Annotated in this window: 28 protein-coding genes; 2 read left to right on the plus strand and 26 right to left on the minus strand. The window is 64.5% G+C overall.

Annotated features, from left to right (window positions below):
* The first annotated feature begins 74 nt into the window (after positions 1–74).
* Positions 75–767: a glutathione binding-like protein gene (locus tag CupriaWKF_RS10950; protein WP_276097919.1), complete on the plus strand. Its 693-nt coding sequence runs from the start codon at positions 75–77 to the stop codon at positions 765–767.
* A 49-nt stretch (positions 768–816) separates the two neighbouring features.
* Here CupriaWKF_RS10950 and CupriaWKF_RS10955 read toward each other — a convergent pair whose 3' ends face one another.
* Entirely contained in the window at positions 817–1,656 is an 840-nt protein-coding gene (locus CupriaWKF_RS10955) for a hypothetical protein (RefSeq protein WP_276097920.1), read from the minus strand.
* Between the two features lie 264 nt (positions 1,657–1,920).
* On the opposite strand from CupriaWKF_RS10955, the gene CupriaWKF_RS10960 reads away from it, so the two are divergent.
* Positions 1,921–2,310 carry a helix-turn-helix transcriptional regulator gene (locus tag CupriaWKF_RS10960; protein ID WP_276097921.1) on the plus strand — a complete coding sequence of 130 codons (390 nt, stop codon included), beginning with the start codon at positions 1,921–1,923 and terminating at the stop codon, positions 2,308–2,310.
* 6 nt (positions 2,311–2,316) lie between these two features.
* Here the strand turns inward: CupriaWKF_RS10960 and ureG are convergent, their stop codons facing one another.
* The 25 genes from ureG to nuoN all read right to left on the minus strand — a co-directional run bounded on the left by ureG (position 2,317) and on the right by nuoN (position 25,641).
* Positions 2,317–2,946, minus strand: a complete 630-nt coding sequence (ureG, locus tag CupriaWKF_RS10965; RefSeq protein WP_276097922.1) for an urease accessory protein UreG — start codon at positions 2,944–2,946, stop codon at positions 2,317–2,319.
* 14 nt (positions 2,947–2,960) lie between these two features.
* On the minus strand, positions 2,961–3,653 hold the full coding sequence (locus CupriaWKF_RS10970; RefSeq protein ID WP_276097923.1) for an urease accessory protein UreF: 693 nt from the start codon (positions 3,651–3,653) through the stop codon (positions 2,961–2,963).
* Between the two features lie 21 nt (positions 3,654–3,674).
* Complete coding sequence (gene ureE, locus CupriaWKF_RS10975; protein WP_276097924.1) at positions 3,675–4,292, minus strand: urease accessory protein UreE; 618 nt, start codon at positions 4,290–4,292, stop codon at positions 3,675–3,677.
* Positions 4,293–4,311: 19 nt separating this feature from the next.
* Positions 4,312–6,030, minus strand: a complete 1,719-nt coding sequence (gene ureC / locus CupriaWKF_RS10980) for an urease subunit alpha (RefSeq protein WP_276097925.1) — start codon at positions 6,028–6,030, stop codon at positions 4,312–4,314.
* Positions 6,027–6,332: an urease subunit beta gene (locus CupriaWKF_RS10985; RefSeq protein WP_276100763.1), complete on the minus strand. Its 306-nt coding sequence runs from the start codon at positions 6,330–6,332 to the stop codon at positions 6,027–6,029. The genes ureC and CupriaWKF_RS10985 overlap by 4 nt, the downstream gene beginning before the upstream one ends.
* Positions 6,333–6,342: 10 nt before the next feature.
* A complete protein-coding gene (locus CupriaWKF_RS10990; protein WP_276097926.1) occupies positions 6,343–6,954 on the minus strand; it encodes a HupE/UreJ family protein in 612 nt (203 codons plus the stop codon).
* 52 nt (positions 6,955–7,006) lie between these two features.
* Positions 7,007–7,309 carry an urease subunit gamma gene (locus tag CupriaWKF_RS10995; protein ID WP_011297175.1) on the minus strand — a complete coding sequence of 101 codons (303 nt, stop codon included), beginning with the start codon at positions 7,307–7,309 and terminating at the stop codon, positions 7,007–7,009.
* Between the two features lie 45 nt (positions 7,310–7,354).
* On the minus strand, positions 7,355–8,224 hold the full coding sequence (locus CupriaWKF_RS11000) for an urease accessory protein UreD (RefSeq protein WP_276097927.1): 870 nt from the start codon (positions 8,222–8,224) through the stop codon (positions 7,355–7,357).
* A gap of 134 nt (positions 8,225–8,358) precedes the next feature.
* Positions 8,359–9,051, minus strand: a complete 693-nt coding sequence (urtE, locus tag CupriaWKF_RS11005) for an urea ABC transporter ATP-binding subunit UrtE (protein WP_276097928.1) — start codon at positions 9,049–9,051, stop codon at positions 8,359–8,361.
* A 2-nt stretch (positions 9,052–9,053) separates the two neighbouring features.
* Positions 9,054–9,902 (minus strand): urea ABC transporter ATP-binding protein UrtD, encoded by an 849-nt coding sequence (gene urtD / locus CupriaWKF_RS11010; RefSeq protein WP_276097929.1) that lies wholly within the window; start codon positions 9,900–9,902, stop codon positions 9,054–9,056.
* Positions 9,899–11,113, minus strand: coding sequence for an urea ABC transporter permease subunit UrtC (gene urtC, locus CupriaWKF_RS11015; protein ID WP_276100765.1), 1,215 nt, complete (start codon positions 11,111–11,113; stop codon positions 9,899–9,901). The genes urtD and urtC overlap by 4 nt, the downstream gene beginning before the upstream one ends.
* Positions 11,113–12,747, minus strand: coding sequence for an urea ABC transporter permease subunit UrtB (gene urtB / locus CupriaWKF_RS11020; RefSeq protein ID WP_276097930.1), 1,635 nt, complete (start codon positions 12,745–12,747; stop codon positions 11,113–11,115). Before urtB ends, urtC begins: the two co-directional genes overlap by 1 nt.
* Before the next feature lie 156 nt (positions 12,748–12,903).
* Positions 12,904–14,160 carry an urea ABC transporter substrate-binding protein gene (gene urtA, locus CupriaWKF_RS11025; RefSeq protein ID WP_276097931.1) on the minus strand — a complete coding sequence of 419 codons (1,257 nt, stop codon included), beginning with the start codon at positions 14,158–14,160 and terminating at the stop codon, positions 12,904–12,906.
* Positions 14,161–14,514: 354 nt separating this feature from the next.
* Positions 14,515–14,865: a cytochrome o ubiquinol oxidase subunit IV gene (gene cyoD, locus CupriaWKF_RS11030; protein ID WP_276097932.1), complete on the minus strand. Its 351-nt coding sequence runs from the start codon at positions 14,863–14,865 to the stop codon at positions 14,515–14,517.
* Entirely contained in the window at positions 14,866–15,513 is a 648-nt protein-coding gene (cyoC, locus tag CupriaWKF_RS11035; protein WP_276100766.1) for a cytochrome o ubiquinol oxidase subunit III, read from the minus strand. It lies immediately after the preceding gene.
* Between the two features lie 5 nt (positions 15,514–15,518).
* Positions 15,519–17,492 (minus strand): cytochrome o ubiquinol oxidase subunit I, encoded by a 1,974-nt coding sequence (gene cyoB / locus CupriaWKF_RS11040; protein WP_276100767.1) that lies wholly within the window; start codon positions 17,490–17,492, stop codon positions 15,519–15,521.
* A gap of 8 nt (positions 17,493–17,500) precedes the next feature.
* Positions 17,501–18,472: a ubiquinol oxidase subunit II gene (gene cyoA / locus CupriaWKF_RS11045; protein ID WP_276097933.1), complete on the minus strand. Its 972-nt coding sequence runs from the start codon at positions 18,470–18,472 to the stop codon at positions 17,501–17,503.
* Positions 18,473–19,041: 569 nt separating this feature from the next.
* Complete coding sequence (locus CupriaWKF_RS11050) at positions 19,042–19,518, minus strand: MaoC family dehydratase (RefSeq protein WP_140950133.1); 477 nt, start codon at positions 19,516–19,518, stop codon at positions 19,042–19,044.
* Positions 19,519–19,552: 34 nt separating this feature from the next.
* Positions 19,553–19,996 carry a MaoC family dehydratase gene (locus CupriaWKF_RS11055; RefSeq protein ID WP_276097934.1) on the minus strand — a complete coding sequence of 148 codons (444 nt, stop codon included), beginning with the start codon at positions 19,994–19,996 and terminating at the stop codon, positions 19,553–19,555.
* A gap of 159 nt (positions 19,997–20,155) precedes the next feature.
* The gene (locus CupriaWKF_RS11060; RefSeq protein WP_276097935.1) at positions 20,156–21,274 is read right to left on the minus strand and encodes an acyl-CoA dehydrogenase; all 1,119 of its coding nucleotides are present in this window, start codon (positions 21,272–21,274) and stop codon (positions 20,156–20,158) included.
* Between the two features lie 13 nt (positions 21,275–21,287).
* On the minus strand, positions 21,288–22,490 hold the full coding sequence (locus CupriaWKF_RS11065) for an acyl-CoA dehydrogenase family protein (protein WP_276097936.1): 1,203 nt from the start codon (positions 22,488–22,490) through the stop codon (positions 21,288–21,290).
* A gap of 86 nt (positions 22,491–22,576) precedes the next feature.
* Positions 22,577–23,035, minus strand: coding sequence for a DUF1178 family protein (locus CupriaWKF_RS11070; protein WP_276097937.1), 459 nt, complete (start codon positions 23,033–23,035; stop codon positions 22,577–22,579).
* 142 nt (positions 23,036–23,177) lie between these two features.
* Positions 23,178–23,792, minus strand: a complete 615-nt coding sequence (locus tag CupriaWKF_RS11075) for an NUDIX hydrolase (RefSeq protein WP_276097938.1) — start codon at positions 23,790–23,792, stop codon at positions 23,178–23,180.
* Between the two features lie 45 nt (positions 23,793–23,837).
* Entirely contained in the window at positions 23,838–24,146 is a 309-nt protein-coding gene (locus CupriaWKF_RS11080; RefSeq protein WP_276097939.1) for a DUF2818 family protein, read from the minus strand.
* A 19-nt stretch (positions 24,147–24,165) separates the two neighbouring features.
* Complete coding sequence (gene nuoN / locus CupriaWKF_RS11085; protein ID WP_276097940.1) at positions 24,166–25,641, minus strand: NADH-quinone oxidoreductase subunit NuoN; 1,476 nt, start codon at positions 25,639–25,641, stop codon at positions 24,166–24,168.
* Positions 25,642–25,643: the final 2 nt, after the last annotated feature.

Genomic DNA, 25,643 nt, shown 5'->3' on the forward strand with positions numbered 1-25,643 from the left:
CGTTTTTTTCTTCTGTGCTTAAATCGCCCGGCCTCCCCTCAGAACCCATTTCGCAGCCAGGAGTCTTCATTGCGATGATCGACGTCTATAGCTGGGCGACGCCCAATGGCCACAAAGTCCATATCATGCTCGAGGAGTGCGGCCTCGAGTACAAGGTCCACCCGGTCAACATCGGCGCGGGCGACCAGTTCGCCGAGGACTTCCTGAAAATCAGCCCGAACAACAAGATCCCCGCCATCGTCGATTCCGACGGCCCGGACGGCCAGCCGATCTCGCTGTTCGAGTCCGGCGCCATCCTGCTCTACCTGGCCGGCAAGACCGGCAAGTTCCTCCCGGAAGACGTGCGCGGCAAGTACGATGCGCTGCAATGGCTGATGTTCCAGATGGGCGGCGTCGGCCCGATGCTCGGCCAGGCGCACCATTTCCGCATTTACGCGCCCGAGAAGATCGAGTACGCCGTCAACCGCTACACCAACGAAGCAAAGCGCCTGTACGGCGTGATCGACACCCGGCTCTCGCGCCACGAATGGCTGGCCGGCGACCAGTACACGATTGCCGATATCGCCACCTTCCCGTGGCTGCGCAGCTGGCAGAACCAGGGTGTGGAACTCGACGATTATCCGAACCTCAAGCGCTGGTTCAACATCATCGCCGAACGACCGGCCGTCAAGCGCGGCGTGGAAGTCCTGGCCAGTGCGCGCAAGCCGCTGCAGGACGACAAGGCGCGCGAAATCCTGTTCGGCGCGACGCAGTACAAGCGTCACTGACACCGGACGTCCCCGGGCAGCTTGCTTGCCGCCCAGGGACAGCCGCCGCTCAGGCGGGCAAGCACTCCGACCAGCTTCCATAGGGCGCGCGCCGCATCTCCACGACACCGGGCCGCGCGCCAGGCAACAGGCGTGCGGCACCGCAGGTATCCGGTACCGCGGCCTGCACCGGGCCACTGCAAAACAGCAACCCGGTAGCAGGCAGCAATGCTTCCAGGCTGTACGACTCATGCGGATCGGGCACGAACAAGGTCCCGGGCTGCGCGAAATTCAGATAAGTCTCCCCTCCCGTCCACGAACGTACGCCAAGCGCGCCACGGTGGCATAGCGCCCAGCGCAGGCCGCGGATCTGCAGACACTCCCCTTCCGGCAATTGCGCAAATCCGGCACGCATGCCAGGCGCGGGCTTCATGCCGCTGCCGGCGAACTCCTGCTCGCCGCTGACGACGTCGCGCAGCGTTGCCACGCATCCCAAGGCATTACGCGACAGCTCACCCTGCAACAAGGTGTCTTCGAACGACATAGCGCCGTCGTAGGCGGAACTATCATCGGGCACGACGCGGACCAGGATGCTGTCGAGCGCCGACTGGACTTGCATCGGCATACCCGGCATCGGCGCAAGCATGTCGGCGCAGCCAATCGTCACGGCGTCGCGACCCGGCGCGGCGATGCGAATGCCCCCGCGCAGGCAAGCCCACCATTCGCCGCGCCTGGCCATGAAATCGCGCTGCGACTGGCCAGCCTGCAGGAAGACGTAGTCGCACGTGCTGCCCGGCCCCGCACAGGCCGGCAGCAAGCGGAAATGAAATCCGATATGAAGGTCCGCTGAAGCGGCGCGGCCGCGGCGGAAGGAACGCATTGGCGCGTCGAACAGCGAGTAGATCTGCATGGCAATCCCCTGACAGAGCGAAGGAGACACGATGGTCCCCACAGACGCAACGACCCCCGCGTATTCGACGCGAGCCTGCCCTTGCGTGTTGCCCCGTTTGGCACGGCCGCCAGGCCGCCCGGTTCATGCCACGGGTGCAGCGCCTTTTTTCTTGCGCATCCCTTGAACTGCGGATCAGGCACCAATGGTGAGTGCGAATATAAGTTGTCGTGGCCGCAGCGTCAAACTCCTAGTGTCCTGTTCCGCAGATATGTCCCATCGATCATGACTGACCAGACTCTCAGACAATTCGGATTGCATCTTGCCAGGCTGCGCAAGCAGCGTGGCTGGTCGCAGGAAACGCTCTCGCTGGAAAGCGGACTGGCCCGTTCCTACCTGAGCGGAATCGAACGCGGCAAGCGCAACCTGGCGCTGCTCAACATCTGCATGCTGGCGGACACGCTCGGCGTGCCGCCTTCGGCGATGCTCGATTTCCCGAAGCAAGGCAGCAACATGGTCCAGGTGGAAGAGCCGCGCTCCGTATTCGGCAATGCGCAGAACGCGGCCATGGAAGCCACGCTCCGGCACATGGCCGAACTCAACGAAGCCGAGGTGGACCTGGTAGCGGCAGTGGCCCGTGCGCTGGCGCGCAAGGGCAGCTACAGGCAGGGGTGAGCGGGTTCAGACGCCCAGCATGCCCTGGCGCTCGATGAAACGGACCACCTCGTCCAGCCCCTGCCCCGACTTGACACTGCCCATCACGAACGGGCGCTCGCCGCGCATCTTGCGCGCGTCGCTTTCCATCACGTCGAGCGATGCGCCGACATACGGTGCAAGGTCAGTCTTGTTGATGACGAGCAGGTCGGACTTGGTGATACCAGGGCCTCCCTTGCGCGGAATTTTCTCGCCACCAGCCACGTCGATCACGTAGATGGTCAGGTCGGACAATTCCGGGCTGAAGGTGGCCGCCAGGTTGTCGCCGCCGGACTCGATGAAGACCACGTCGGCATCCGGGAACTTCGCCAGCATGCGGTCGACGGCTTCGAGATTGATCGACGCATCTTCGCGGATGGCCGTATGCGGGCAGCCACCGGTTTCCACGCCCATGATGCGTTCGGCAGGCAGCGCACCGGAGATCGTCAGCAGGCGCTGATCTTCCTTGGTGTAGATGTCGTTGGTGATGGCGACCAGGTCATAGCGGTCGCGCATCGCCTTGCACAGCATCTCCAGCAGCGTGGTCTTGCCGGAACCGACGGGACCGCCGACGCCGACGCGCAGCGGAGGGTGTTTCTTGGTACGAGCCTGGGTCATGATGGCTTCGGGATTCAGGAACGGAACAGCCGGGAATACTGCGTTTCGTGGCGTGACGAAAGCAAGCCCAGCATCGGGGAAAAGGTGGAAAGCTGCGGCGGCGATGCCGCGGCGCGCTGAACGGCCTCGTCGACCGCGGCCAGCACTGCATCGTGCAGGCGCCGCAGCATGTGCTGCCCGGCCACCTGGCCAAGCGGCACCGCCTTGATGGCGGCGGCGACCTGGTTCTCCGCCCAGTTGAAGCAGTAGGCGGCCAGGCCTTCGCGCTCGTCCACCTGCAGTGCCACGCAGGCCGCGGTGAATGCAGTGGGCAGGCAGGTCGGCGACAGGCTGGCCAGATGTTCGCGCAAGGCGTCGCCGCCCCACTCCATCTGCCCCACCAGCTTCGCGAGCGACCAGCCCATCTGCTCGGTCTCGAGCCGCAGTTCGGAGGTCTCGCGCGTGGCGTGAAACCAGTCGTTGCACTCGCGTACCGCCTCGACATCCATGGCGCTCCAGCGGCGATGCAGCAGCAGCCACACCGGGGCTTCGCAGTGCGCCTGCACATGCAGCAGGTTGTCTCGAATCCAACGCTCGGCGGATTCGGCGTCGCGCACATAGCCGCTGTCGATCGCGGCTTCGAGGCCTTGCGAATAGCTGAAACCGCCAATGGGTAGCGCCGGGGAGGCCAGGTGCAACAGGGAGATGAGTTGGCGCAGCGGTGTCATGGTCGGCGTGAAGTCACGCGTTCAGTGCTTGTGTCCGCAGTCGGGGCCATGGACGTGCCCTTCTTCGTCATGATCATGGGCATGACCGTGATGGTGCGAGTGCGAGTGCCCATGATCGTGTCCATGGTGCTCATGGAACACGGCCTGCGCCGCCGCATAGTCCTCCGCGAAGGTCGCATCGTGGCCATGCTTGTGTCCCCCGCCATAGGCACCCGCTTCGGGCTCGAATGCCGCGTCGGCCTGCACGGCCTGTACGCCAAGGCGCGCCAGCATGTCGGCCAGAACGGGATCGAACTCCAGCCGCAAATAGTCGCGCCCCACCTCGACCGGCGTGTGCCGGTTGCCGAGGTGATACGCCGCGCGCATCAGGGCGTGCGGATCGGCCGACCGGACTTCCAGCACGCGTTCCGCAGCGGCCTGCACTTCGACAAAGCTGCCATCCTCGGCCACCAGCAAGTCGCCGCCGCGCAGTACTGTGCCGCGCGGCAGGAACAGCGCGGCTTCTTCGCCGTTGTCGAGCACTGCGCGCAGACGGCTCTTGCTGCGTTCGCCAAATGGCAGGACCAGCTTCGGGGCACGGCGCACCAGCACGGCAGCAATGCCGTGCGGGGCGCTCAGGACTTTGTCGATCGTCAGCATGTGGGAATGCGCCGGAATGTCAGAACAGGAAATAGCGCTGCGCCATGGGCAGCTCGGTTGCGGGCTCGCACATCAGCAACTGGCCATCGGCCACGACCTGATAAGTCTCCGGATCCACAGTGATATGCGGCTGCCAGTCATTGTGCACCATGTCGCGCTTGCTCACCGTGCGTGTACCGCGAACCGCTGACAGCGTCTTGGCCAGACCATAGCGTTCGCCGACATTCGCTGCGAGTGCCGCCTGCGAGACAAAGGTCAGCGACGACTTGTGCAGCGCCCCGCCCGCCGATGCGAACATGGGGCGGTAGTGCACCGGCTGCGGCGTGGGGATCGAGGCATTGGGGTCGCCCATCGCCGCGGCGGCGATCATGCCGCCCTTCAGGATCAGGCTTGGCTTTACGCCGAAGAACGCCGGACGCCACAACACCAGGTCCGCCCACTTGCCCACTTCGATCGAACCCACTTCATGCGCAATGCCGTGTGTCAGCGCCGGGTTGATCGTGTACTTGGCGATATAGCGCTTGACGCGGAAATTATCGTGCCCGCCGCGCGCATCATGCGGGTCGCCGGGCAGCTTGCCGCGCTGCGCGGCCATCTTGTGCGCGGTCTGCCAGGTGCGGATGATGACCTCGCCCACGCGGCCCATGGCCTGCGAATCGCTCGAGATCATCGAGAACGCGCCAAGGTCGTGCAGGATGTCTTCGGCCGCAATCGTCTCGCGCCGGATGCGGCTCTCGGCAAAGGCGATATCCTCGGCAATGGCCGGGTCCAGGTGGTGGCACACCATCAGCATGTCGAGATGCTCGTCCAGCGTGTTCACCGTATAGGGCCGCGTCGGATTGGTCGACGACGGCAGCACGTTGGCCTCGCCGCACACCTTGATGATGTCCGGCGCATGGCCGCCGCCGGCGCCTTCGGTGTGATACGTGTGAATGGTGCGGCCCTTGAACGCGGCAATGGTCGCCTCGACAAACCCCGCCTCGTTGAGCGTGTCGGTGTGGATCGCAACCTGCGTATCGGTCGCATCGGCCACCGACAGGCAAGTGTCGATCGCCGCGGGCGTGGTGCCCCAGTCTTCGTGCAGCTTGAGGCCGATGGCACCCGCCTCCACTTGCTCAAGGATCGGCGCCTGCTGGCTGGCGTTGCCCTTGCCCAGCAACCCAATGTTCATCGGGTACGCCTCGATGGCCTGTAGCATGCGCTCCATGTACCACGGCCCCGGTGTGACGGTGGTCGCGAACGTGCCCGTGGCCGGGCCCGTGCCGCCGCCGATCATGGTGGTCACGCCGCTCATCAGCGCCTCTTCGATCTGCTGCGGGCAAATAAAGTGGATGTGCGTATCGATGCCGCCAGCGGTGACGATCATGCCCTCGCCCGCAATCACTTCGGTGCCGGGACCGACCACGATAGTCACGCCCGGCTGGATATCCGGATTGCCAGCCTTGCCGATCCCCGCGATGCGCCCACCCTTCAAGCCGATATCGGCCTTGACGATGCCCCAGTGGTCCACGATCAGCGCATTGGTGATGACGGTGTCGACGCAGTCCTTCGCCATGCGCTGGCTCTGCCCCATGCCGTCGCGGATCACCTTGCCGCCACCGAACTTCACTTCCTCGCCGTAGATGGTGAAGTCCTTCTCGACTTCGATCACGAGCCCGGTGTCTGCCAGCCGCACGCGGTCGCCGGTGGTCGGGCCGAACATTTCGGCATAGGCCTGCCTGGAGATCTTCACCATCACAGCGCTCCCATGATCTTGCCGTTGAAGCCGTAGACGATCCTGTCGCCATCGAGCGCCACCAGCTCCACGGTGCGCGTCTGGCCCGGTTCGAACCGCACCGCGGTGCCGGCCGCGATATTCAGCCGGAAGCCGCGCGCGGCCTCCCGATCGAACGCCAGCGCGGCGTTGGTTTCGTAGAAATGAAAATGCGATCCGACCTGGATCGGCCGGTCGCCAGTATTGGCAACCGTCACGCTCACCGTGGGCCGGCCAGCGTTGAGTTCGATCTCGCCATCGGCGGGCATCAGTTCACCGGGGATCATCATCGTCTCCTCAGGCAACCAGCAGGCCGGCACCGTACAGCGCCACGCCCGCACCGGCCACGCGCGCGAGCCAGCCAGCGCGGTGGCGCAAGTACGTGCCGCCGACAATACCAAGCAGATGCAGCGCCATGGTCGCCACCGCGAATCCGCCGACATAGGCCAGCACAGCCGGCATTGCAGCGGCCGTAGCCGGCAGCTCTGCACCGTGCGCATAGCCGTGGAACACCGCGAAGCCGCCGACGATCGCCATACCGGCCCATGCCGGCAGTTTCGCGCGGCTCGCCACCAGCACGCCCACCACCAGCAGCGACGCGGCGATCATCGGCTCCACCGCGGGCAGCGCGAGCCCGGCCAGTCCGAGCGCGGCGCCGACCAGCATCAACCTCACGAAGGCGAGCGGCAGGCGCAGCGTATCCGCGGCCGAGCGCGCACCCAGTGCGCTCCAGACACCCACCGCGGCCATCGCCAGCAGGTGATCGGCGCCGGTGAACGGATGCTGCAGGCCCGCCCACAGGCTGGCGCCGACGGTGGCGGCATCATGGCCCGGATGGGCAAACGCAGACATCGCGGCGAGGGACAGCGTGGCGCCCAGAGACAGGCGCAAGCAGGCGGAACGGTTCATGGAGGCGCTCTCGGTGAATGTTGTTGGCGTTGTCGGTGGGTCCGGTACGTCGTCAGACGATGGGATGATGAACGGTGACGAGCTTGGTGCCGTCCGGGAAAGTGGCTTCGACCTGGATCTCGGGGATCATCTCGGCCACGCCGTCCATCACGTCGTCGCGGCTCAGCACGGTGGTGCCTTCGTGCATCAGTTCGGCCACGGTGCGGCCGTCACGCGCGCCTTCCATGATCGCGGCCGTGATGAGCGCCACCGCTTCCGGATAGTTGAGCTTGAGCCCACGCGCGCGCCGACGTTCGGCCAGCAGTGCGGCGGTGAAGATCAGCAGCTTGTCTTTCTCTCTCGGTGTCAGTTCCATCGTCGGTGTCCTGGTTGTTCTCGTATGCCTTGTTGCTGTTGTCTCTCACGTGGCCCACAGGCGCAGCGGCCGTGCCGGCACGCCGTGGATCGGCTCGCGCAGCGCGCTCCACGCGTCAACCATGAGCTGCCGGACCGGCTCCATCTGCCGGCCCAGCACGCGCAGCAGCAACATCGACTGCGCCGGTGATGACAGGCACGTCACGCCAGCGCGCAGGTCAGCCGTGAACGGCAGGCGCTCCGCCAGCGTCTCGGCAAGTTCCTGCGTGGCTGCGCTGCCCACGGCCCAGAGCGTGCCCAGCACGCACATGCCGTCCAGCCCGGGTACCGCGCCGCGCAATGCCGATGCGGCGTCCAGCTGCGATTGCTCGATCCATAGCGCGCGCCCGTCGCAGCGCACCTGCGTGTCCAGCCAAACGGAGCCCCGCGCCCAATGCTCGCCGGACGCCTGCCGCCCGAGCACCACGGCGTCCCAGCCGATCGCGCTGCCGCCCGGCGCAACGGCCAGTTCGGTGGCGATGCGCGCGCGCGCATCATCGAAGACGATGTTCTCCTGCGGCAGCCAATCCAGCCGGGCGCCATCGTCGACCGTCAGGCGCACATGCTGCGACGCGTCACGGCCGAGCGACTTGTACCATTTGGTTGCACCTGGCGTCGCGATGACCGCGTGGGTGCCGGCTTCCGCATGCAGGGTGATATCGAGAGTGTCGCCGCCCGCCACGCCAGCCGGCGGATGCAGGATGACGGCGTGGCAGATGCCGCCTTCCGGATAGAGCGGCTTCTGCACCATCAGCGGGCCCCGGTGCTGCCGTCCGGCCAGCACGGTGCGCCCGCCACGCGCGGCAAAGCGCAGGCACAGGCTGGCCTGCCATGGCGCAGGCACGGCGGTAGTGGGAGGAAAATCAGGATGACGCATGGCTCGATGAATGGCCCGGCAATGCAAGCAGGGGCGAGCCGCGGCATGCGCCGCAGCGGATGCCGGAAATCATAGCGCGCCGTCCGCCGTCACGAAAGCGCAGCGCGCGGCACTCACCGACTCGCCCTGCACCATTACACGGCAATCAGCTCCCGCACACCGTCGTTCTCCATATTAACGCCCTCGCCCTTCGCCACGACTTCGCCCCGGCTCATCACCACGTAGTGATCGGCAATATGGCGCGCGAACTCGTAGTACTGCTCGACCAGCAGCACTGTCATGCCGAATTCGTCGACCAGCAGGCGCAGCGCGCGCCCGATGTCCTGGATGATCGACGGCTGGATACCTTCGGTCGGCTCGTCCAGGATCAGCAGGCCGGGCTCGCTCATCAGCGCGCGGCCGATCGCAAGCTGTTGCTGCTGGCCGCCCGACAGGTCGCCGCCGCGGCGCTGCCGCATGGTGCGCAGCACGGGGAACAGCTGGTAGATGCGGTCCGGCACGCCCGCGGGCCGCGCCCGGCTGGCCGCGCCGATCAGCAGGTTCTCTTCCACCGTCAGCCGTGGAAAGATCTCGCGCCCCTGCGGCACGTAGGCAAGGCCAGCCGACACCCTCTCATAGGGCGGCTTCTTCTCCAGTGCGTGGCCGTCCCACTGGATGCTGCCGCTGCGCGTGGGCACCACGCCCATCAGGCACTTGAGCAAGGTGCTCTTGCCTACGCCGTTGCGGCCCAGCAGCGTGGTGAGCTTGCCGCGCGGCACCTCGAAGCTGACGTTGCGCAGGATATGGCTGCCGCCGTAGAACTGGTTCAGTGCATTGACCTGCAGCATGGCTATCTTCCCAGGTAGGATTCGATCACGCGGTCATCGCGCTTGACGCTGTCGAGCGTGCCTTCGGCCAGCACGCTGCCTTCCGCAAGTACCGTGACTTTGCCTTCGCCGCCGGCCAGCGCCGCGACGAACTCCATGTCGTGCTCGACCACCATCATCGAACAGCTGCCGCGCAGGCTGTTCAGCAGCGCGGCGAGCTGCATGGTTTCCTCATCGGTCATGCCGGCCACGGGCTCATCCAGCAACAGCAACTGGGGTTGCTGCATCAGTAGCATGCCGATCTCCAGGCGCTGCTTCTGGCCGTGCGACAGCAGACCCGCCGGGCGGTAGGCCTCGTCTTCAAGGCCCGTCAGCGCCAGTGTTTCCTCGATGCGGCGATGCCCTTCCCCGGTCAGTCGCGCGCGCAGCGACGACCACCAGCGCTTGTCGGCCTTCATCGCGAGCTCCAGGTTCTCCCAGACGGCATGCTGCTCGAATACCGTGGGCTTCTGGAACTTGCGGCCGATGCCGACCTGCGCGATGCGCGGCTCGGTCATGCGCATCAGGTCGATGGTCTGGCCCAGGAACACGCGGCCGCTGACGTTGGCATTGCGCGGACCGGTCTTGCCGGTGATGACATCCATCATCGTGGTCTTGCCCGCGCCATTGGGGCCGATCACGCAGCGCAATTCGCCGTGGTCGATCGACAGGCTCAGCTTGTTGAGCGCGCGAAAGCCGTCGAACTGCACCGTGAGGTCTTCCAGGTAAAGGATCGGTCCGTGCGAGACATCGATCGTGCCCGGTTCCATCACGCGGCCGAGACCGGTCGCGTTGCCGCTTTCCGCCTGGCCGTATTCAAGCGCGGCATTCATGCTTCACCTCCGGTACGCCCCGCCACGGCGGGACTGGATACGGCTTCCTGTGCGACCGGGCTCGCCGGCGTTGCGCGGCTGCCGCGTTCGCGCAGGCGCTTCCACAGCCCGATCACGCCATCGGGCAGGTATAGCGTGACCAGTACGAACATCGCGCCGAGCAGGAACAGCCAGTACTCGGCAAAGTAGGCCGTGAACATGGTCTTGGCACCGTTGACCAGGAATGCGCCGATCACCGGCCCGATCAGCGTACCGCGCCCACCCACGGCCACCCATACGGCCATCTCGATGGAATTGCCGGGCGACATCTCGCCCGGGTTGATGATGCCCACCTGCGGCACGTACAGCGCGCCGGCAATGCCACACAGCACGGCCGAGAACGTCCATACGAACAGCTTGTAGCCCAGCGGGTTGTAGCCCGAGAACATCACGCGCATCTCGGCATCGCGTATGGCGGTCACGACGCGGCCCAGCTTGGACGTGACGATATAGCGGCAAGCCACGAACCCTGCGACCAGCGCAAGGAAGGTCAGCACGAACAGCGCCGCGCGCGTCTGCGGCGCGGCAATGGCATAGCCGGCGATACGCTTGAAGTCGGTGAACCCGTTGTTGCCGCCAAAGCCCGTTTCGTTGCGGAAGAACAGCAGCATCGCCGCGTACGTCATGGCCTGCGTGATGATCGACAGGTACACGCCCTTGATGCGCGAGCGGAACGCAAAGAAGCCGAACAGCCACGCCAGAACGCCGGGGACCAGCACCACCAGCAGCAGCGCATAGCCGAGGTGCTCGGTGCCGTGCCAGAACCACGGCAGCTCCTTCCAGTCGAGAAACACCATGAAGTCCGGCAGATCGCTCTTGTACACGCCTTCGCGACCGATGGACCGCATCAGGTACATGCCCATCGCATAGCCGCCGAGCGCGAAGAACAGCCCGTGACCCAGGCTCAGGATGCCGCAATAGCCCCACACCAGGTCCAGCGCAATCGCGGCGAGCGCAAAGCACATGATCTTGCCGACCAGCGTCAGCGCGTAGGCCGACAGGTGCAGCGGATGGCCTGCGGGCACCAGCAGCGCGCACGCCGGCACGCCGATCGCCACCACGAGTGTCAATACTGCCAGCATCGTCCAGGCCCGGCGGCTGAACAGCGGCTGGCGCTCGGGCACCGCAAGCCGGAAAGGCGTGCCCGGGGAATCGGAATGAAAGCTCTGCATCATGCCTCCGCGCTGCGCCCCTTGAGCGCGAAAAGTCCCTGCGGCCGCTTCTGGATGAACAGCACGATCAGCACCAGGACGAAGATCTTGGCCAGCACCGCGCCGTAGAACGGCTCGATGAACTTGTTGATGATGCCCAGCCCGAATGCGCCGACGATGGTGCCGGCCAGCTGCCCTACCCCGCCCAGCACCACGACCATGAAGGAATCGATGATGTACGCCTGGCCCAGATCCGGACCGACATTGCCGATCTGCGACAGCGCGCAGCCGCCCATGCCGGCAATGCCCGCACCGAAGGCAAAGGCATAGCTGTCCACCTTCCATGTGCGCACGCCCACGCAGGCGGCCATGGTGCGGTTCTGCGTGGTCGCGCGAACAAACAGGCCAAGGCGCGTGCGGTTGAGCACCGCCCATGCGACCGCCACCACGGCCAGCGCGAACAGGATGATGACGATGCGGTTGTACGGGATCACCAGACCCGGCATCCACTCCATGCCACCGCTCATCCAGGCCGGATTGGCGACTTCCACGTTCTGCGCGCCGAACAGTGTGCGCACCGCCTGCATCAGCAGCAGGCTCACGCCGAACGTGGCCAGCAGCGTCTCCAGGGGCCGCCCGTAGAGATGGCGCAGCACCAGCCGCTCGAGCACGAAACCGACGATGCCCGCCGCCAGGAACGAGGCCGGCAGCGCCGCCGGCAGGTACCAGTCGAACGCGCCGGGCGCATAGGTGCGGAACAGCGTCTGCACCACGTAGGTCGCATACGCGCCGATCATCAGGAACTCGCCGTGCGCCATGTTAATGACGCCGATCAGGCCATAGGTGATGGCCAGGCCCAGCGCGGCCAGCAGCAGCACGCTGCCCAGGCTCAGGCCGGCAAACAGGTTGCCGATCAGCTCGGCACGGCGCTGGTCGCTGCGCAATGCATCGAGTGCCTGCTGGGCGGCAACGCGCACTTCGACATCGGCTTCACGGTACTTGCCGTCACTGCCGCGCTCGACCAGCGGAGCCAGTTTCTGGCGGCTTTGCGGATTGCTGTCGCGGCCCAGGACACGAATGGCTTCGAGTCGCGCTTCGCGCTGCGCCGAATCTCCCGGCTGGGTCTCCTCCGCCAGCACGGAAGTGGCCCAGATCACGTCCAACCGGGCGCGCAGACCGGGATCGGCCTCCATCTTGCGCGCGGCTTCGACGCTGGCACGCGAGGCACTCTCGGGCTGGTCGTACAGCGTATTGATGGCCTGCGTGCGCACCGCGATATCGGGCGACTGCAGCTGCAGGCTGCTTGCCGCGCTGTCGACGATCGCGCGCAGGCTGTTATTCAGGGTCAGTGATTCCAGCTCGTCGGCCTTGACCTTGACCGGCTGGCCGGTGATGGCATCGACGGTCTTGTCGCCTTCCTGGCGCACCATGCCTACCGACGGCGCGTATTGCAGCGCATCGTCCTGCAACGCTTTCAGGATGGGACCGGCCTGTTCCGGTGGAGCTTTGGCCAGCGCCGACAGGGCCGCGGTCTTGGCATCGAAATCGTCCTCGGCCAGTGGCTTGAGGTCGGCCTGCGACAATGCGCCCGCGGCGGCCGCCCATAGCGGCGCGGCAAGCAGCAGCGCAGCCAGCATGGCGCGCAGCCACGGCATGGCGCTCTTCGGTAACGATTGGGACATAGGTGCTGGCGAATGGGCGGCGCGTGGCCGCGCCTGCTTTTTTTCTGGGGAACCGGGCTGACGCGGCACGCACTGCCGGCTACGGAGAACCGGCGGTGCGTGCCTGTCAGGCTGCAACGGCAGGCAGCCTTACATCACCTTGTCCGGCTTGCCTTCGTTGCCTGCGATGAACGGGCTCCACGGCTGCGCGCGTATGGCCTTGGGCGTCTTCCACACGACGGTGAACTGTCCGTCGCCCTTGACCTCGCCGATCATCACCGGCTTGTAGAGGTGGTGGTTCTCGCCCATGGTCAGGGTGAAGCCGTCGGGCGCCTTGAAGGTCTGGCCGTACATGGCGGCACGCACCTTGTCGGTGTCCGTGGTACCGGCTTTCTTCACGGCCTGCGCCCACATGTGGATGCCCACGTAGGTGGCTTCCATCGGATCGTTGGTCACGCGCTTGTCGCCGCCCGGCAGGTTGTTCGCCTTGACCCAGGCAGCCCACTGTTTCTTGAACGCATCGTTCTCGGGGTTCTTGACGGACATGAAGTAGTTCCATGCCGCCAGGTGGCCGACCAGCGGCTTGGTGTCGATGCCGCGCAACTCTTCCTCGCCCACGGAGAAGGCGACCACCGGGACGTCCTTGGCCTTCAGGCCGGCGTTGCCGAGTTCCTTGTAGAACGGCACGTTGGAGTCGCCGTTGATGGTGGAGATCACGGCGGTCTTGCCGCCCTGCGAGAACTTCTTGATGTTGGCGACGATGGTCTGGTAGTCGCTGTGGCCGAACGGCGTGTAGACCTCTTCGATGTCCTTGTCGGCGACGCCCTTGCTCTTCAGGAAGGCGCGCAGGATCTTGTTGGTGGTGCGCGGATAGACGTAGTCGGTGCCCAGCAGGAAGAAGCGCTTGGCGCCGCCGCCTTCCTTGCTCATCAGGTACTCGACCGCCGGAATGGCCTGCTGGTTGGGCGCCGCGCCCGTGTAGAAGACGTTCTTCGACATTTCCTCGCCCTCATACTGCACGGGGTAGAACAGCAGCGAATTCAGCTCTTCGTAGACCGGCAGCACCGACTTTCGCGACACCGAAGTCCAGCAGCCGAACGTGACGGCGACCTTGTCCTTGGTGATCAGCTGACGCGCCTTCTCGGCAAACAGCGGCCAGTTCGACGCGGGATCCACGACCACGGGTTCGAGCTTGCGGCCGAGCACGCCGCCGCTCTTGTTGATCTCGTCGATGGTCATCAGCGCCACGTCCTTGAGCGACGTCTCGGAAATCGCCATGGTGCCGGACAGCGAATGCAGGATGCCGACCTTGATCGGCTCTTTGGACTGCGCCATCGCCAGCGGGCTGGCGCCGATCATTGCCGCGGCGGCTACCGCCGACAGCTTCAGCATGTCACGTCGTTTCATTGCTGCTCCCTTTATCGTTTGGTTACGGGACTCAACGCACCCCGGGTGATGCATCTGCAACTAGCGTGCCAGGGAACGCACGGCTCCCGCCTGCGGTCTGGCACCGCCGGGCGCCCGGCAAGAGACAATTCGTTTGGAGGTTTCGCGCGGAAGCACCATGCTGGTGCTGCGCCCCGGTCGACGACTACGCACCGCCATCGTGCACGGCGCAATCAGGTGCAAGGGAGAACCGGCCGCGGGCTTCGGGGAAGAGGAGGCAGACTGTCGTGAGTTGTGCGGCGCCGCGGCGCATGGTGCACCGCCGCAAACAAAAACGGGGCCCGAAGGCCCCGTTCTTCTATCGTCCGAAGACGATTACTTCATCATCCACGGCATCATGTTCGCGTTCATGTTGTGCATGATCCAGAGCGAGCCGGCCAGCACGATGAACAGGATCAGCAGCGTGAACAGGAACGACATCACGTTCCAGCGCTGCTGCTTCGAGCCATCCATATGGAGGAAGTACTTCAGGTGCACGACCACCTGCACTGCGGCCATGCCGAGGATGATCAGGAGGGTCGTGCCGCGGTCCATGGTGCCGTCCATCACGATCTTGAACGGGATGACGGTCAGGACCACCGCCAGCACGAAGCCGATCACATAGGACTTGAAGCTGCTGTGGCCGTGCGACTCGGCGTGCGCGGACGCTGCGTGTTGCTGTGCCATTTACATTGCCCCCATCAGATAGACCACGGTGAAGACGCCGATCCAGACGACGTCCAGGAAGTGCCAGAACAGGCTGAGGCAGTTCAGGCGCTTGGACATGGTCGGGGTCAGGCCCTTCTTGCTGACTTGCCACATCAGGACCAGCATCCACACCATGCCGCTTGCGACGTGCAGGCCGTGGGTGCCCACCAGCGTGAAGAACGACGACAGGAACGCGCTGCGGCTCGGGCCGGCGCCTTCGGCGATCAGGTGATGGAATTCATTGATTTCCATGTACATGAACGCGGCGCCCAGCAGGAAGGTAATGCCCAGCCAGACCAGCACCCGTACCTTCGAACGGTTCTGCAGCGAGATCATCGCGAAACCGTACGTGATCGACGAGAACAGCAGGATGAAGGTCTCGACGAGCACGTAGTTGAGCTCGAACAGCTCCTTGCCCGACGGACCGCCCGCCACTTCGCCGCGCAGGACGGCGAACGCGGCGAACAGGCACGCGAACAGGATGCAGTCGCTCATCAGGTACAGCCAGAAACCAAAGATGGTGTTCTCGCTGGTGTCATGGTGCGCGTGGTCGTGCGTCTCGTCGTGCGAGCGCGCATGAGCCGGGGCTTGCGCCGCCCCGAAGCGATCAAGGACTTCTGTCGACATGGTCATCAGGCCTGCGAAGCAATGCGCTGCAGTTGGCGCGTTTCAATCTGCTCGACCTCGGCGGCCGGCACGTAGTAGTCGATGTGGTCATCGTTGGCGCGGCGGATGAACGACACCACCATGCCGATCAGGCCAACGGCGGCAAGCCACCAGATGTGCCAGACCAGGGCAAAGCCAAGCACCAGGCTGTACAGGCCCATCCAGAAGCCCGCGCCGGTGTTCTTCGGCATGTGGATCTGCTCGTAGCCGCTGGTCGGCAGCTTCTCGCCACGGGCCTTCATGTCGGCGAACGCGTCCAGGTCACGCACCACCGGGGTGTGCGCGAAGTTGTAGAACGGCGGCGGCGACGAAGTGGCCCATTCCAGCGTGCGGCCACCCCACGGGTCGCCGGTCACATCGGCCAGCTTCTTGCGGTCGCGGATCGACACGACGATCTGCAGCACCTGGAAGAAGATGCCCAGCGCGACGAACACCACGCCGACCACGGCCAGGTACAGCCACGGCGTCCAGGCCGGGTTGTCAGTGTGGTTCAGGCGACGGGTCATGCCCATCAGGCCCAGCACGTACAGCGGCATGAAGGCGAAGTAGAAGCCCACCAGCCAGCACCAGAACGCGCACTTGCCCAGACGCTCGTTCAGCTTGAAGCCGAACGCCTTCGGCCACCAGTAGGTGATGCCGGCCAGGTAGCCGAACAGCACGCCGCCGATGATCACGTTGTGGAAATGGGCGATCAGGAACAGGCTGTTGTGCAGCACGAAGTCGGCTGCCGGCACGGCCATCAGCACGCCGGTCATGCCGCCGATCACGAAGGTGATCATGAAGCCCAGCGTCCACAGCACCGGCGAGGTCATCTGCACGCGGCCGCGGTACATCGTGAACAGCCAGTTGAAGATCTTCACCCCGGTCGGGATGGAGATGATCATGGTCGTGATGCCAAAGAACGCGTTGACGTTCGCGCCCGAGCCCATCGTGAAGAAGTGGTGCAGCCACACGATGAACGACAGCACCATGATGGCCGAGGTCGCGTACACCATGCCCTTGTAGCCGAACAGCTTCTTGCCCGAGAACGTGGCGATGACTTCAGAGAAGATACCGAACGCCGGCAGGATCAGGATGTACACCTCGGGGTGGCCCCAGATCCAGATCAGGTTCACGTACATCATGGCATTGCCGCCGCCATCGTTCGTGAAGAAGTGCATGTCGAAGTAGCGGTCCAGGCCCAGCAGTGCCAGCGACACGGTCAGCACCGGGAAGGCAGCCACGATCAGCACGTTGGTGCACAGGACCGTCCAGGTGAACACCGGCATGCGCATCAGGGTCATGCCCGGGGCGCGCATCTTCAGGATGGTCACCAGGAAGTTCACGCCGGTCAGCAGCGTGCCCAACCCCGAGATCTGCAAGGACCAGAGGTAGTAGTCCACCCCTACGCCCGGGCTGAAATCCAGGCCGGACAGCGGCGGGTAAGCGAGCCAGCCGGTCTTGGCGAATTCGCCAACGCCCAGCGAGATGTTCACCAGCATGGCGCCCGACACGAACAGCCAGAACGACAGCGTGTTCAGGAACGGGAAGGCCACGTCGCGCGCGCCGATCTGCAGCGGCACCACGAGGTTCATCAGGCCCGTCATCAGCGGCATGGCCACGAAGAAGATCATGATCACGCCGTGGGCGGTGAAGATCTGGTCGTAGTGTTCCGGCGGCAGGACGCCGTGGGCACCGTTCGTGGCGAGCGCCAGTTGCGCGCGCATCATGACCGCGTCGGAAAAGCCGCGCAGCAGCATGACCAGCGCGACCAGGCAGTACATCACACCGATCTTCTTGTGATCGACCGAAGTGAACCACTCATTCCAGAGGTAGCCCCACTTCTTGAAATACGTGATCGCGCCTAGCAGCGCAGCGCCGCCGATGGCGACGCCGGCCAGTACGACCATGATGATCGGCTCATGAAACGGAATCGCCGACAAACTCAATTTGCCAAACATCATTGCTCCTAGGATTGCGCGCCCAGCGCCGGCTTGGCCGGCGTGGCCATGGACACCCGCTCTTCGCCGAGCGTGTTACGCGACGTGCAGATCGGGCCGCCATCAAAGCCTTCGCGGGCCATGGCGTGGCCGTCGTTGCCCATGTACTGGTGCAGGATGCCGGTGAACAGGCCGTCTTCGACCTTGCCGTAGTAGGCCACCGGTTCCGCTTCGCTCGGCTTGGCCAGGACCTTGTAGTCCGCGCTGGCGAGCTGGCGTTCGGATGCGCGCACCTTGGCGACCCACGCGTCGAACTCGAAGTTCGACATGGCCGTCGCCTTGAACTTCATGCCCGAGAAGCCGCCGCCGCTGTAGTTGGCGGACATGCCGTCATACGTGCCGGCCTCGTTGGCAATCAGGTGCAGCTTGGTCTCCATCCCGGCCATGGCGTAAACCTGGCTGCCCAGTTGCGGGATGAAGAACGAATTCATGATCGAATCGGACGTGATCTTGAAGTTCACCGGCGTGCCCACCGGGAACGCGATCTGGTTGACCGTCGCGATCTTCAGTTCCGGATAGATGAACAGCCACTTCCAGTTCATCGCCACCGCCTCGACGGTGATCGGCTTCTGCTTGGATTCCAGCGGCTTGTACGGATCCAGGTCGTGCGAGGACTTCCACGTGATGATGCCCAGCGCGATGATGATCAGGCAGGGAATCAGCCACACCACGACTTCGATCGCGGTCGAGTGCGACCAGTCGGGTTCATAGCGTGCCGAGGTATTGCTGGCGCGGTACTTCCAGGCGAACACCAGCGTCAGGACGATCACCGGCAACACCACCAGCAGCATGAGCCAGGTGGCGATCAGGATGATGCCTTTGATGTCGACGCCTACCTGCCCCTTCGGGTCGAGCAGCGTCATGTTGCAGCCGGCGAGCAGCAAGAGCAGGCCGAGGCTTGGCAGGGACCGCGTCCACCGCGGCAGTATGGGTTTCTTCATGTCACGACTGGTTTGGTTAGGCCGCGCTTGGGCAAAGCGTGGCTTCACCGCCTGATGCCGGAAGCAAGAGGCGTTGGGCTGAGGGAAAACCGGAAGGACGTGTCCTTAGCTGGCGTTGAGGTCTGGCGGATCTAACGCCGGATGACCATGCGGCCTGACAACGCCATGAACACGGAAGGACAGCTGACGACTGCGCGAGCGGCCCGCCTGAGGCGGTAGCACTGCGGCACCTGATGGCCGAAACCGCGAACGGTCCCGGCTCAGGACTGCAGCCGGGTAGCGTTGAACCACGAAGTTTTTGCACTTCCCGACAAGCCTGCCTTGTGGGCAAGCGCGGTTTCCGGCCGGAATGTGCAACACGTAAAACATCGTGGGCGCGACTGTACCGCAATGCAGCATTACGGGTAAACCCAACAGCACAGAACACAGTGTTCAGAAAAACGGACAATTCTCAAAAGAGATGTTTGATTTACTTAAAATGTGTTGCAGTGTCCGCATTATCGTCAAAAATTGAAAAAAGCCGCCTGTCGACGGCTTTTTTCTTCCTGTATCAACAAAACAACAACGGCTCATCCGTATCGGCGACTGATGGACTCGGCCACGCACACCGGACGGTCGCTGCCCTCGCGCTCAATCGTCACTTCCCAGGTCGACTGGGCGCCTACGAGCTCGGGCGACTTCGGCAGCGGGTCGAGCCGCTCGACCTTCTGCAGCTTGATGCGCGCGCGCAGCTTGCTGCCCACCGGCACCGGCGCGGTGAAGCGCACGCGGTTCAGGCCGTAGTTCACGCCGATCTTGGACGGCATGTGCAGCGCGTTGTGCATGAACTTCGGTACCAGCGACAGCGTCAGGAAGCCGTGCGCGATCGGGCCGCCGTACGGCGACTCCTTCTTTGCGCGCTCCACGTCGACGTGGATCCACTGGTGATCGCCGGTCGCTTCGGCAAACAGGTTCACCTGCTCCTGGGTGATCTCCATCCAGTCGCTGACCGCGACTTCCTGCCCTTGCAGGCTTTCCAGTTCTTCGAGCGATGCGATGGTACGCATGTCGGTTATCTCCTCGTTGTTTAGGTTAGGGGGCTCAGGCGGGGCGGCGGCCGTACATGCCCATGCCCTTGACCGTGCAGACCAGTTCGCCGCGCTGGTTGGTGGCTTCCCATTGGGTAAGGACCACGCCGCGGTCCGGCTTGGATTGCGACGGCCGGGAATCGAGCACGATGAACACCACGGACAGCGTGTCGCCGGCATAGACCGGCTTCAGCCAACGGATCTCGTCGACGCCCGGCGAACCCATGCTCGCCGACTTGCCGACGGTGCTCAGCACCAGCAGGCGCATCATGATCGAGCAGGTCATCCAGCCGCTGGAGATCAGTCCGCCATAGATGCTCTTGGCGGCGGCCTCCTTGTCGATATGGAAGGGCTGCGGGTCATACTGGCGGGCAAAGCCGAGGATCTCTTCCTCGGTGACGAGGTAGGAGCCGAGCTCGCGGCGGCTGCCGACTGCAAAGTCCTCGAAATACAGCATTGGTGGGGTCTCCGTTGTCGCTGACTTTTGACTTGTCATCGCGATAATCGCATGGCGGGTAATGGCGTGCGTCCGTATTTGCCGAACCCGCCCCTAACTGCGCGCAAAGAAAAAAGCCGCGCCTGGACTACGGCGCGGCTTCGATTGGCATCGCCTGGATCAGGCAGCTTGCTGGAAGCTTGCCTGGCCGGCAAAACGGGCCAGGTGATGGTCGACGTCACCGAACGTGGTGTTGATGAGCGTCAGGCGCTTGAACATGTGCGCGGCCGGCAATTCGTTGGTCACGCCCATGCCGCCGTGGATCTGTACCGCCTCCTGGCCGACGTAGCGCGCGGCCTGGCCGACGCGGGCCTTGGCAGCCGAGACGTAGCGGCGACGCTCTTCCGGTGTCGCCTCTTCAAAGCGGGCCGCGGCCAGCAGCGTGATCGAGCGCGACTGCTCGGCCTGGATGAACATCTCGACCATGCGGTGCTGCAGCGCCTGGAAGCGAGCAATCGGCTGGCCAAACTGCTGGCGCGTCTTGGCATATTCCAGCGTGGCGGCGTTGAGCGTATCCATCACGCCCACGGCCTCGGCGCACAGCAGCACCGCCGCGTAATCGGCGACCTGCTCGACCTGGTCGAAGGCCTTGCCGGCCTCGCCGAGCAATTGAGCCGGCGCGTCCTGGAACGTGATATCGGCGGCGCGCAGGTTGTCGATGGTGCGGTAGTCCTTGACACTGACGCCGGCGCCCTTGGCATCGACCAGGAACAGCGAGATGCCGTCGCGGTCGGCGTCCGCGCCGCTGGTGCGCGCCGAGACGATCAGCTTGTCGGCCTGGCCGCCATGGATCACTACAGCCTTGCGGCCGTTAAGCTTGCCGTCGCGCGCGGTCACGCGCACGTTGTTCAGCTCGTAGCGCGCCTGCGGCTCGTTGAAGGCCACGGCGAGCTTGAGTTCGCCGCCGGCCACTTGCTCCAGCAGCGCCTCCTGGCCACCGGCCAGGCTCAGGGCATACGCGCCCACGACGGTCGCCAGGTACGGCTCGACGACCAGGCCGCGGGCGAGCTCCTGCTGCACCACCATCATGTCCAGCGCCTTGCCCGCGAAGCCGCCCTGCTCTTCGGCCACCGGCAGCGCGGTCAGGCCGAGCTCGACCAGCGAGCCCCAGGCGGACTCGCCATAGCCGGCCCCGCTCTCGTAGCGCTTCTTGCGCGACTCGAAGTCGTAGTCCTTGTCGATGAAACGGCGTACGGCGTCAGCCAGCTGCTTCTGTTCGTCGCTGAGATTGAAGTTCATGTTCCGTGTCTCCTCACAGCCCCAGGATCATCTGGCTGATGATGTTGCGCTGGATTTCGTTGGACCCGCCGTAGATGGAGGTCTTGCGATAGTTGAAGTAGTAGGCGGCCAGCGGGGCGGCGTCGTCGTAGCCGGTCACCGCGTGCGCGTGCTCGCACTCCAGGTAGGCCGGGTCGAAAGGCTGGGCATAGGGGCCGACGGCTTCGACCATCAGCTCGGTCAGCAGCTGCTGGATCTCGGTGCCCTTGATCTTCAGCATCGAAGCTTCCGGGCCGGGGCCCTTGCCCGCGGCTTCGCTCGACACCACGCGCAGCACGGTGATCTCCAGCGCCATCAGTTCGATTTCCAGCGCGGCAACCTTGGCGCCGAAGACCGGATCTTCCAGCAGCGGCTTGCCGTTCTTCTGCTGCTGGCGCGCCACGCGCTTGAGGAAGCCCAGCTCGCGCTTGGAATTGCCGACACGGGCAATGCCGGTGCGCTCGTGGCCGAGCAGGTACTTGGCGTAGGTCCAGCCCTTGTTCTCCTCGCCAACGCGGTTTTCCACCGGCACCTTGACGTTGTCGAAGAAGACTTCGTTCACTTCATGGTCTTCGTCGAGCATGATGATCGGACGCACGGTGATGCCCGGCGTCTTCATGTCGATCAGCAGGAACGAGATGCCTTCCTGCTTCTTCGCTTCCGGATCGGTGCGGACCAGGCAGAAGATCATGTCGGCGTGCTGGCCGAGCGTGGTCCAGGTCTTCTGGCCGTTGACGATGTAGTGCTTGCCGTCCGGGGTCAGCTCGGCGCGGGTCTTGAGCGAGGCCAGGTCCGAACCCGAACCCGGCTCGGAATAGCCCTGGCACCACCAGTCGGTGCAGTCCAGGATACGCGGCAGGTAGTAAGACTTCTGCTGCTCGTTGCCGTACTTCATGATCACGGGCGCGACCATGGCCACGCCGAACGGCAGCACGCCGGGCGCGCCGGCGCGGGCGTTTTCCTCGTCCCAGATATGGCGCTGCGTGGCGTTCCAGCCGGTACCGCCATATTGCACGGGCCAGTGCGGCGTCGACCAGCCCTTGCCCGCCAGGATCTTGTGCCAGCGCACCAGGTCGTCGCGGCTGGGCCGGCGATGGTTGAGCACCTTGCTGCGGATATCCGCCGGCAGATTGGCTTCCAGCCAGCTACGCACTTCCTCGCGGAAGGCGTTGTCGGACGCCGAGTAATTGAGATCCATGCCCGTCTCCTGTGATGCCGGCACGGCGCCGGCAAGTAGTTCTGCCTGCGCGTCTTGCGCCGCAAACCACGGGCACAGGACGCAATTCAGTGAGCCGTCTGCTTCAAAGCATCCGGCACCACGAGCGGGATTGTTTCGATGCCCTCTTCCGCCAGCGCCTGCACCTCCTCCGGGGAAGCCGAACCGCGGATACCGCGCTCCGGTGCCTCGTCGTAATGCATGCGCCTTGCCTCCTCGGCAAAGCGGTCGCCCACGTCCTCGGTCTGTGCCATCACCTGCCGCACGGCCTTCAGATAGGCCGCCTGCAAGACTTCCAGGGCAGCCGGCACTTGCGCCGCCTGGCCTGCCTCTGCCTGGCCGCGCTGCACCTGCGTCGCGCCCGAGAGGTTCAGGCGCGGCGCGCTTGGCAGCCGGCTCACGGCGTGGTCACCGCAGACCGGGCACTGGACGAGGTCACTTGCGAGTTGCGTCTGCGCATCGTCCTCCGAGGCGAACCAGCCCTCGAAACGATGGTCTTGCGCGCAACGCAGGTCGAGCACCTTCATGATCTTTCCAGCCCGTCAAAAGCAATAGTATCCGTGAAACCCAATTTTGTGAACGGTCGTGCTAATTTTTTTCGGAAGGGATTTCCCGCACCAGATGGCGCGAAAAGCATACCGTTCTGCACTGCGGGCCGCCGTGGCGGCTTCAGCGCGGCACCGGCTGTTCGCCGGGCTGCCACACCCCCGAGATTACCTTCTCCAGCCAGAATGCGCCGATGATGGTCTTCACGTCGGTAATGCGGCCCTGGCGCACCCAGTCCAGCACCTGGCCGGCCGGGACGATGAAGGTTTCGAGGAATTCGCCGTCATCGAGCTTCGCCTGCCCTGCGGTCAGGTCGCGTGCGAGGAACACGTCGATGAACTCGGTCGAGTACGAAATGACGGGGTGAATGCGGGTCAGGTAATCCCAGCGCGCCGCGCTGTAGCCAGTTTCCTCTTCCAGCTCGCGCTCGCCGCAGCGCAGCGCGCCTTCTTGCGGATCGAGCTTGCCGGCTGGGAATTCGAGCATGACTTCACCGATCGGGTAGCGGAACTGCCGCTCCATCAGCACGGTGCCGTCGTCGAACAGCGGAATCATCATGACCGCGCCCGGATGAACGATGTACTCGCGGCCAGTCTGCTTGCCATCAGGCAGGCGGACGATGTCTTGCTTCAGCGTGAGGAATTTTCCGCGATGGACGGTTGCCGAAGCAACGCAGACTTCCTTGAGCCCTTCATCGCCTGACGGCGGGGCGAGGTTGTCCTGGGTCTTTTCCGTCATAAGCGCTCCGGGTGATTCGCACGCCCGGCGGCTTCATGACCGGCTTCAGGCCGTGCGGTGTTTGACGAGGTACTGCCAGGTAAAGCCTGGAAAGGCGAACACCAGCATCATGCACGCCGTGATGGCATAGAACTGCCAGCCTTGCGGAAAGGCATTGCCAAGGCTCGCCTCCACCGCAAAGCCGGCCAGGCCGGCTGCCACATACCAGCAGATCAGTTCCAGCAGCCGCAGCCACAGCGGCTTGCGGCTCCAGCGCAGTGGAATCACTGCAAACAGGCGCTGGTTGACGAACGGCAGGTTGGCACAAACCAGTGCCAACAAGATGACAAACCAGCCGCCCGTCGGGGAACTCATGTCTTGCCGCCTCGTACGGTTACGAGGCCAGCGTTGCGCGGATGGCCTGATAGCACAGGTTCATCAGCGCAGCCGGGAAGATGCCCAGCACGATCACTGCCGCGCCGTTCAGGCTCAGCACCGAACGCAGGCCAGTGGTGGCCTCCAGCGGCTCTTCGCCGACCGGTGCGTCGAAGTACATCAGCTTGACCACACGCAGGTAGTAGAAGGCACCGATCAGCGAGAACAGCACCGCCACCACGGCCAGCCAGGTCATGCCCGACTTCACCACGGCTTCGAGCACCGACAGCTTGGCGTAGAAGCCCACGGTCGGCGGGATGCCGGCCAGCGAGAACATCATCACCAGCATCAGGAACGCAAACCACGGGTTGCGGCGCGACATGCCCTTCAGGTCTTCCAGCGTTTCAGCCTCGAAACCCTTGGTGGTGCGCAGCAGGATCAGGCCGAAGGTACCCAGCGTGGTCAGCAGGTACGTCACCGAGTAGAACATCGACGCGCCGTAAGCATTCGCCGCGCCATCCGCCTTGTTGGCCACCACGCCGGACAGCATGCCCAGCAGGACGAAGCCCATGTGCGAAATGGTCGAATAAGCCAGCATCCGCTTCAGGTTGGTCTGGACAATGGCGGTCAGGTTGCCGATCGCCAGCGACACGATGGCCAGCACCACCAGCATGCTCTGCCAGTCTGCGGCCAGCGGCAGCAGGCCTTCCACCAGCACGCGCACGATCAGCGCGAATGCCGCCACCTTCGGGCCACCGGCGATCAGCAGCGTCACCGCGGTCGGCGAACCCTCGTAGATATCCGGAATCCACATGTGGAACGGCGCGGCACCGATCTTGAACGACAGGCCGGCGACGATGAAGACCACGCCGAAGGCCAGCATGGTGGTGTTGACGCGGCCAGACTCCACCACGCGGAACACTTCGCCCAGGTTCAGCGAACCGGTCGCACCATACATCATCGAGATGCCGTACAGCAGGAAGCCCGAAGCCAGCGCGCCCAGCACGAAGTACTTCATGGCCGATTCCGACGTCACGCGCGACTCGCGGCGCAGCGCCACCAGCGCGTAGGACGACAGCGACAGCAGTTCCAGGCCCAGGTACAGGGTCAGGAAGTTGTTGCCGGTGATCATGACGATCTGGCCGCCCAGCGTGAACAGCGCGAGCTGGTAGAACTCGCCCGCGTACATGGAGCGGTCGGCCAGGTAGCGGCGCGTGTAGACCAGCGTGATGAACAGGCCGGCCGAGCAGAACGCCGACAGCACATTGGCCATCGGGTCGATCACCACCAGGTTGGCGAACGCGTAGTGCGTCTCGCCGGCCGCGGCATTGATGCCGAACCAGACGGTCAGCACCAGCGTGAACAGCAGCGACAGCGGATAGGCGACGCTTTGCTTGCCCTTGCCGCGGGCAAGGTCGATCCAGTTGACCGCGGCGATCGCGATCGCCAGGAAAATAATCGGCGCCACAGGGGCTAGAGTCGAGGACGGTTGCATAG

It is taken from the genome of Cupriavidus sp. WKF15 (genome assembly GCF_029278605.1).
Taxonomy (GTDB): Bacteria; Pseudomonadota; Gammaproteobacteria; order Burkholderiales; family Burkholderiaceae; genus Cupriavidus.

What these genes read in the sequence shown, in the direction of transcription:
- CupriaWKF_RS10950 (WP_276097919.1), top strand. Translation starts at nt 75, where the DNA reads ATGATCGACGTCTATAGCTGGGCGACGCCCAATGGCCACAAAGTCCAT.
- CupriaWKF_RS10955 (WP_276097920.1), bottom strand. Translation starts at nt 1,656, where the DNA reads ATGCAGATCTACTCGCTGTTCGACGCGCCAATGCGTTCCTTCCGCCGC.
- CupriaWKF_RS10960 (WP_276097921.1), top strand. Translation starts at nt 1,921, where the DNA reads ATGACTGACCAGACTCTCAGACAATTCGGATTGCATCTTGCCAGGCTG.
- ureG (WP_276097922.1), bottom strand. Translation starts at nt 2,946, where the DNA reads ATGACCCAGGCTCGTACCAAGAAACACCCTCCGCTGCGCGTCGGCGTC.
- CupriaWKF_RS10970 (WP_276097923.1), bottom strand. Translation starts at nt 3,653, where the DNA reads ATGACACCGCTGCGCCAACTCATCTCCCTGTTGCACCTGGCCTCCCCG.
- ureE (WP_276097924.1), bottom strand. Translation starts at nt 4,292, where the DNA reads ATGCTGACGATCGACAAAGTCCTGAGCGCCCCGCACGGCATTGCTGCC.
- CupriaWKF_RS10985 (WP_276100763.1), bottom strand. Translation starts at nt 6,332, where the DNA reads ATGATCCCCGGTGAACTGATGCCCGCCGATGGCGAGATCGAACTCAAC.
- CupriaWKF_RS10990 (WP_276097926.1), bottom strand. Translation starts at nt 6,954, where the DNA reads ATGAACCGTTCCGCCTGCTTGCGCCTGTCTCTGGGCGCCACGCTGTCC.
- CupriaWKF_RS10995 (WP_011297175.1), bottom strand. Translation starts at nt 7,309, where the DNA reads ATGGAACTGACACCGAGAGAGAAAGACAAGCTGCTGATCTTCACCGCC.
- CupriaWKF_RS11000 (WP_276097927.1), bottom strand. Translation starts at nt 8,224, where the DNA reads ATGCGTCATCCTGATTTTCCTCCCACTACCGCCGTGCCTGCGCCATGG.
- urtE (WP_276097928.1), bottom strand. Translation starts at nt 9,051, where the DNA reads ATGCTGCAGGTCAATGCACTGAACCAGTTCTACGGCGGCAGCCATATC.
- urtD (WP_276097929.1), bottom strand. Translation starts at nt 9,902, where the DNA reads ATGAATGCCGCGCTTGAATACGGCCAGGCGGAAAGCGGCAACGCGACC.
- urtC (WP_276100765.1), bottom strand. Translation starts at nt 11,113, where the DNA reads ATGCAGAGCTTTCATTCCGATTCCCCGGGCACGCCTTTCCGGCTTGCG.
- urtB (WP_276097930.1), bottom strand. Translation starts at nt 12,747, where the DNA reads ATGCCGTGGCTGCGCGCCATGCTGGCTGCGCTGCTGCTTGCCGCGCCG.
- urtA (WP_276097931.1), bottom strand. Translation starts at nt 14,160, where the DNA reads ATGAAACGACGTGACATGCTGAAGCTGTCGGCGGTAGCCGCCGCGGCA.
- cyoD (WP_276097932.1), bottom strand. Translation starts at nt 14,865, where the DNA reads ATGGCACAGCAACACGCAGCGTCCGCGCACGCCGAGTCGCACGGCCAC.
- cyoC (WP_276100766.1), bottom strand. Translation starts at nt 15,513, where the DNA reads ATGTCGACAGAAGTCCTTGATCGCTTCGGGGCGGCGCAAGCCCCGGCT.
- cyoB (WP_276100767.1), bottom strand. Translation starts at nt 17,492, where the DNA reads ATGTTTGGCAAATTGAGTTTGTCGGCGATTCCGTTTCATGAGCCGATC.
- cyoA (WP_276097933.1), bottom strand. Translation starts at nt 18,472, where the DNA reads ATGAAGAAACCCATACTGCCGCGGTGGACGCGGTCCCTGCCAAGCCTC.
- CupriaWKF_RS11050 (WP_140950133.1), bottom strand. Translation starts at nt 19,518, where the DNA reads ATGCGTACCATCGCATCGCTCGAAGAACTGGAAAGCCTGCAAGGGCAG.
- CupriaWKF_RS11055 (WP_276097934.1), bottom strand. Translation starts at nt 19,996, where the DNA reads ATGCTGTATTTCGAGGACTTTGCAGTCGGCAGCCGCCGCGAGCTCGGC.
- CupriaWKF_RS11060 (WP_276097935.1), bottom strand. Translation starts at nt 21,274, where the DNA reads ATGAACTTCAATCTCAGCGACGAACAGAAGCAGCTGGCTGACGCCGTA.
- CupriaWKF_RS11065 (WP_276097936.1), bottom strand. Translation starts at nt 22,490, where the DNA reads ATGGATCTCAATTACTCGGCGTCCGACAACGCCTTCCGCGAGGAAGTG.
- CupriaWKF_RS11070 (WP_276097937.1), bottom strand. Translation starts at nt 23,035, where the DNA reads ATGAAGGTGCTCGACCTGCGTTGCGCGCAAGACCATCGTTTCGAGGGC.
- CupriaWKF_RS11075 (WP_276097938.1), bottom strand. Translation starts at nt 23,792, where the DNA reads ATGACGGAAAAGACCCAGGACAACCTCGCCCCGCCGTCAGGCGATGAA.
- CupriaWKF_RS11080 (WP_276097939.1), bottom strand. Translation starts at nt 24,146, where the DNA reads ATGAGTTCCCCGACGGGCGGCTGGTTTGTCATCTTGTTGGCACTGGTT.
- nuoN (WP_276097940.1), bottom strand. Translation starts at nt 25,641, where the DNA reads ATGCAACCGTCCTCGACTCTAGCCCCTGTGGCGCCGATTATTTTCCTG.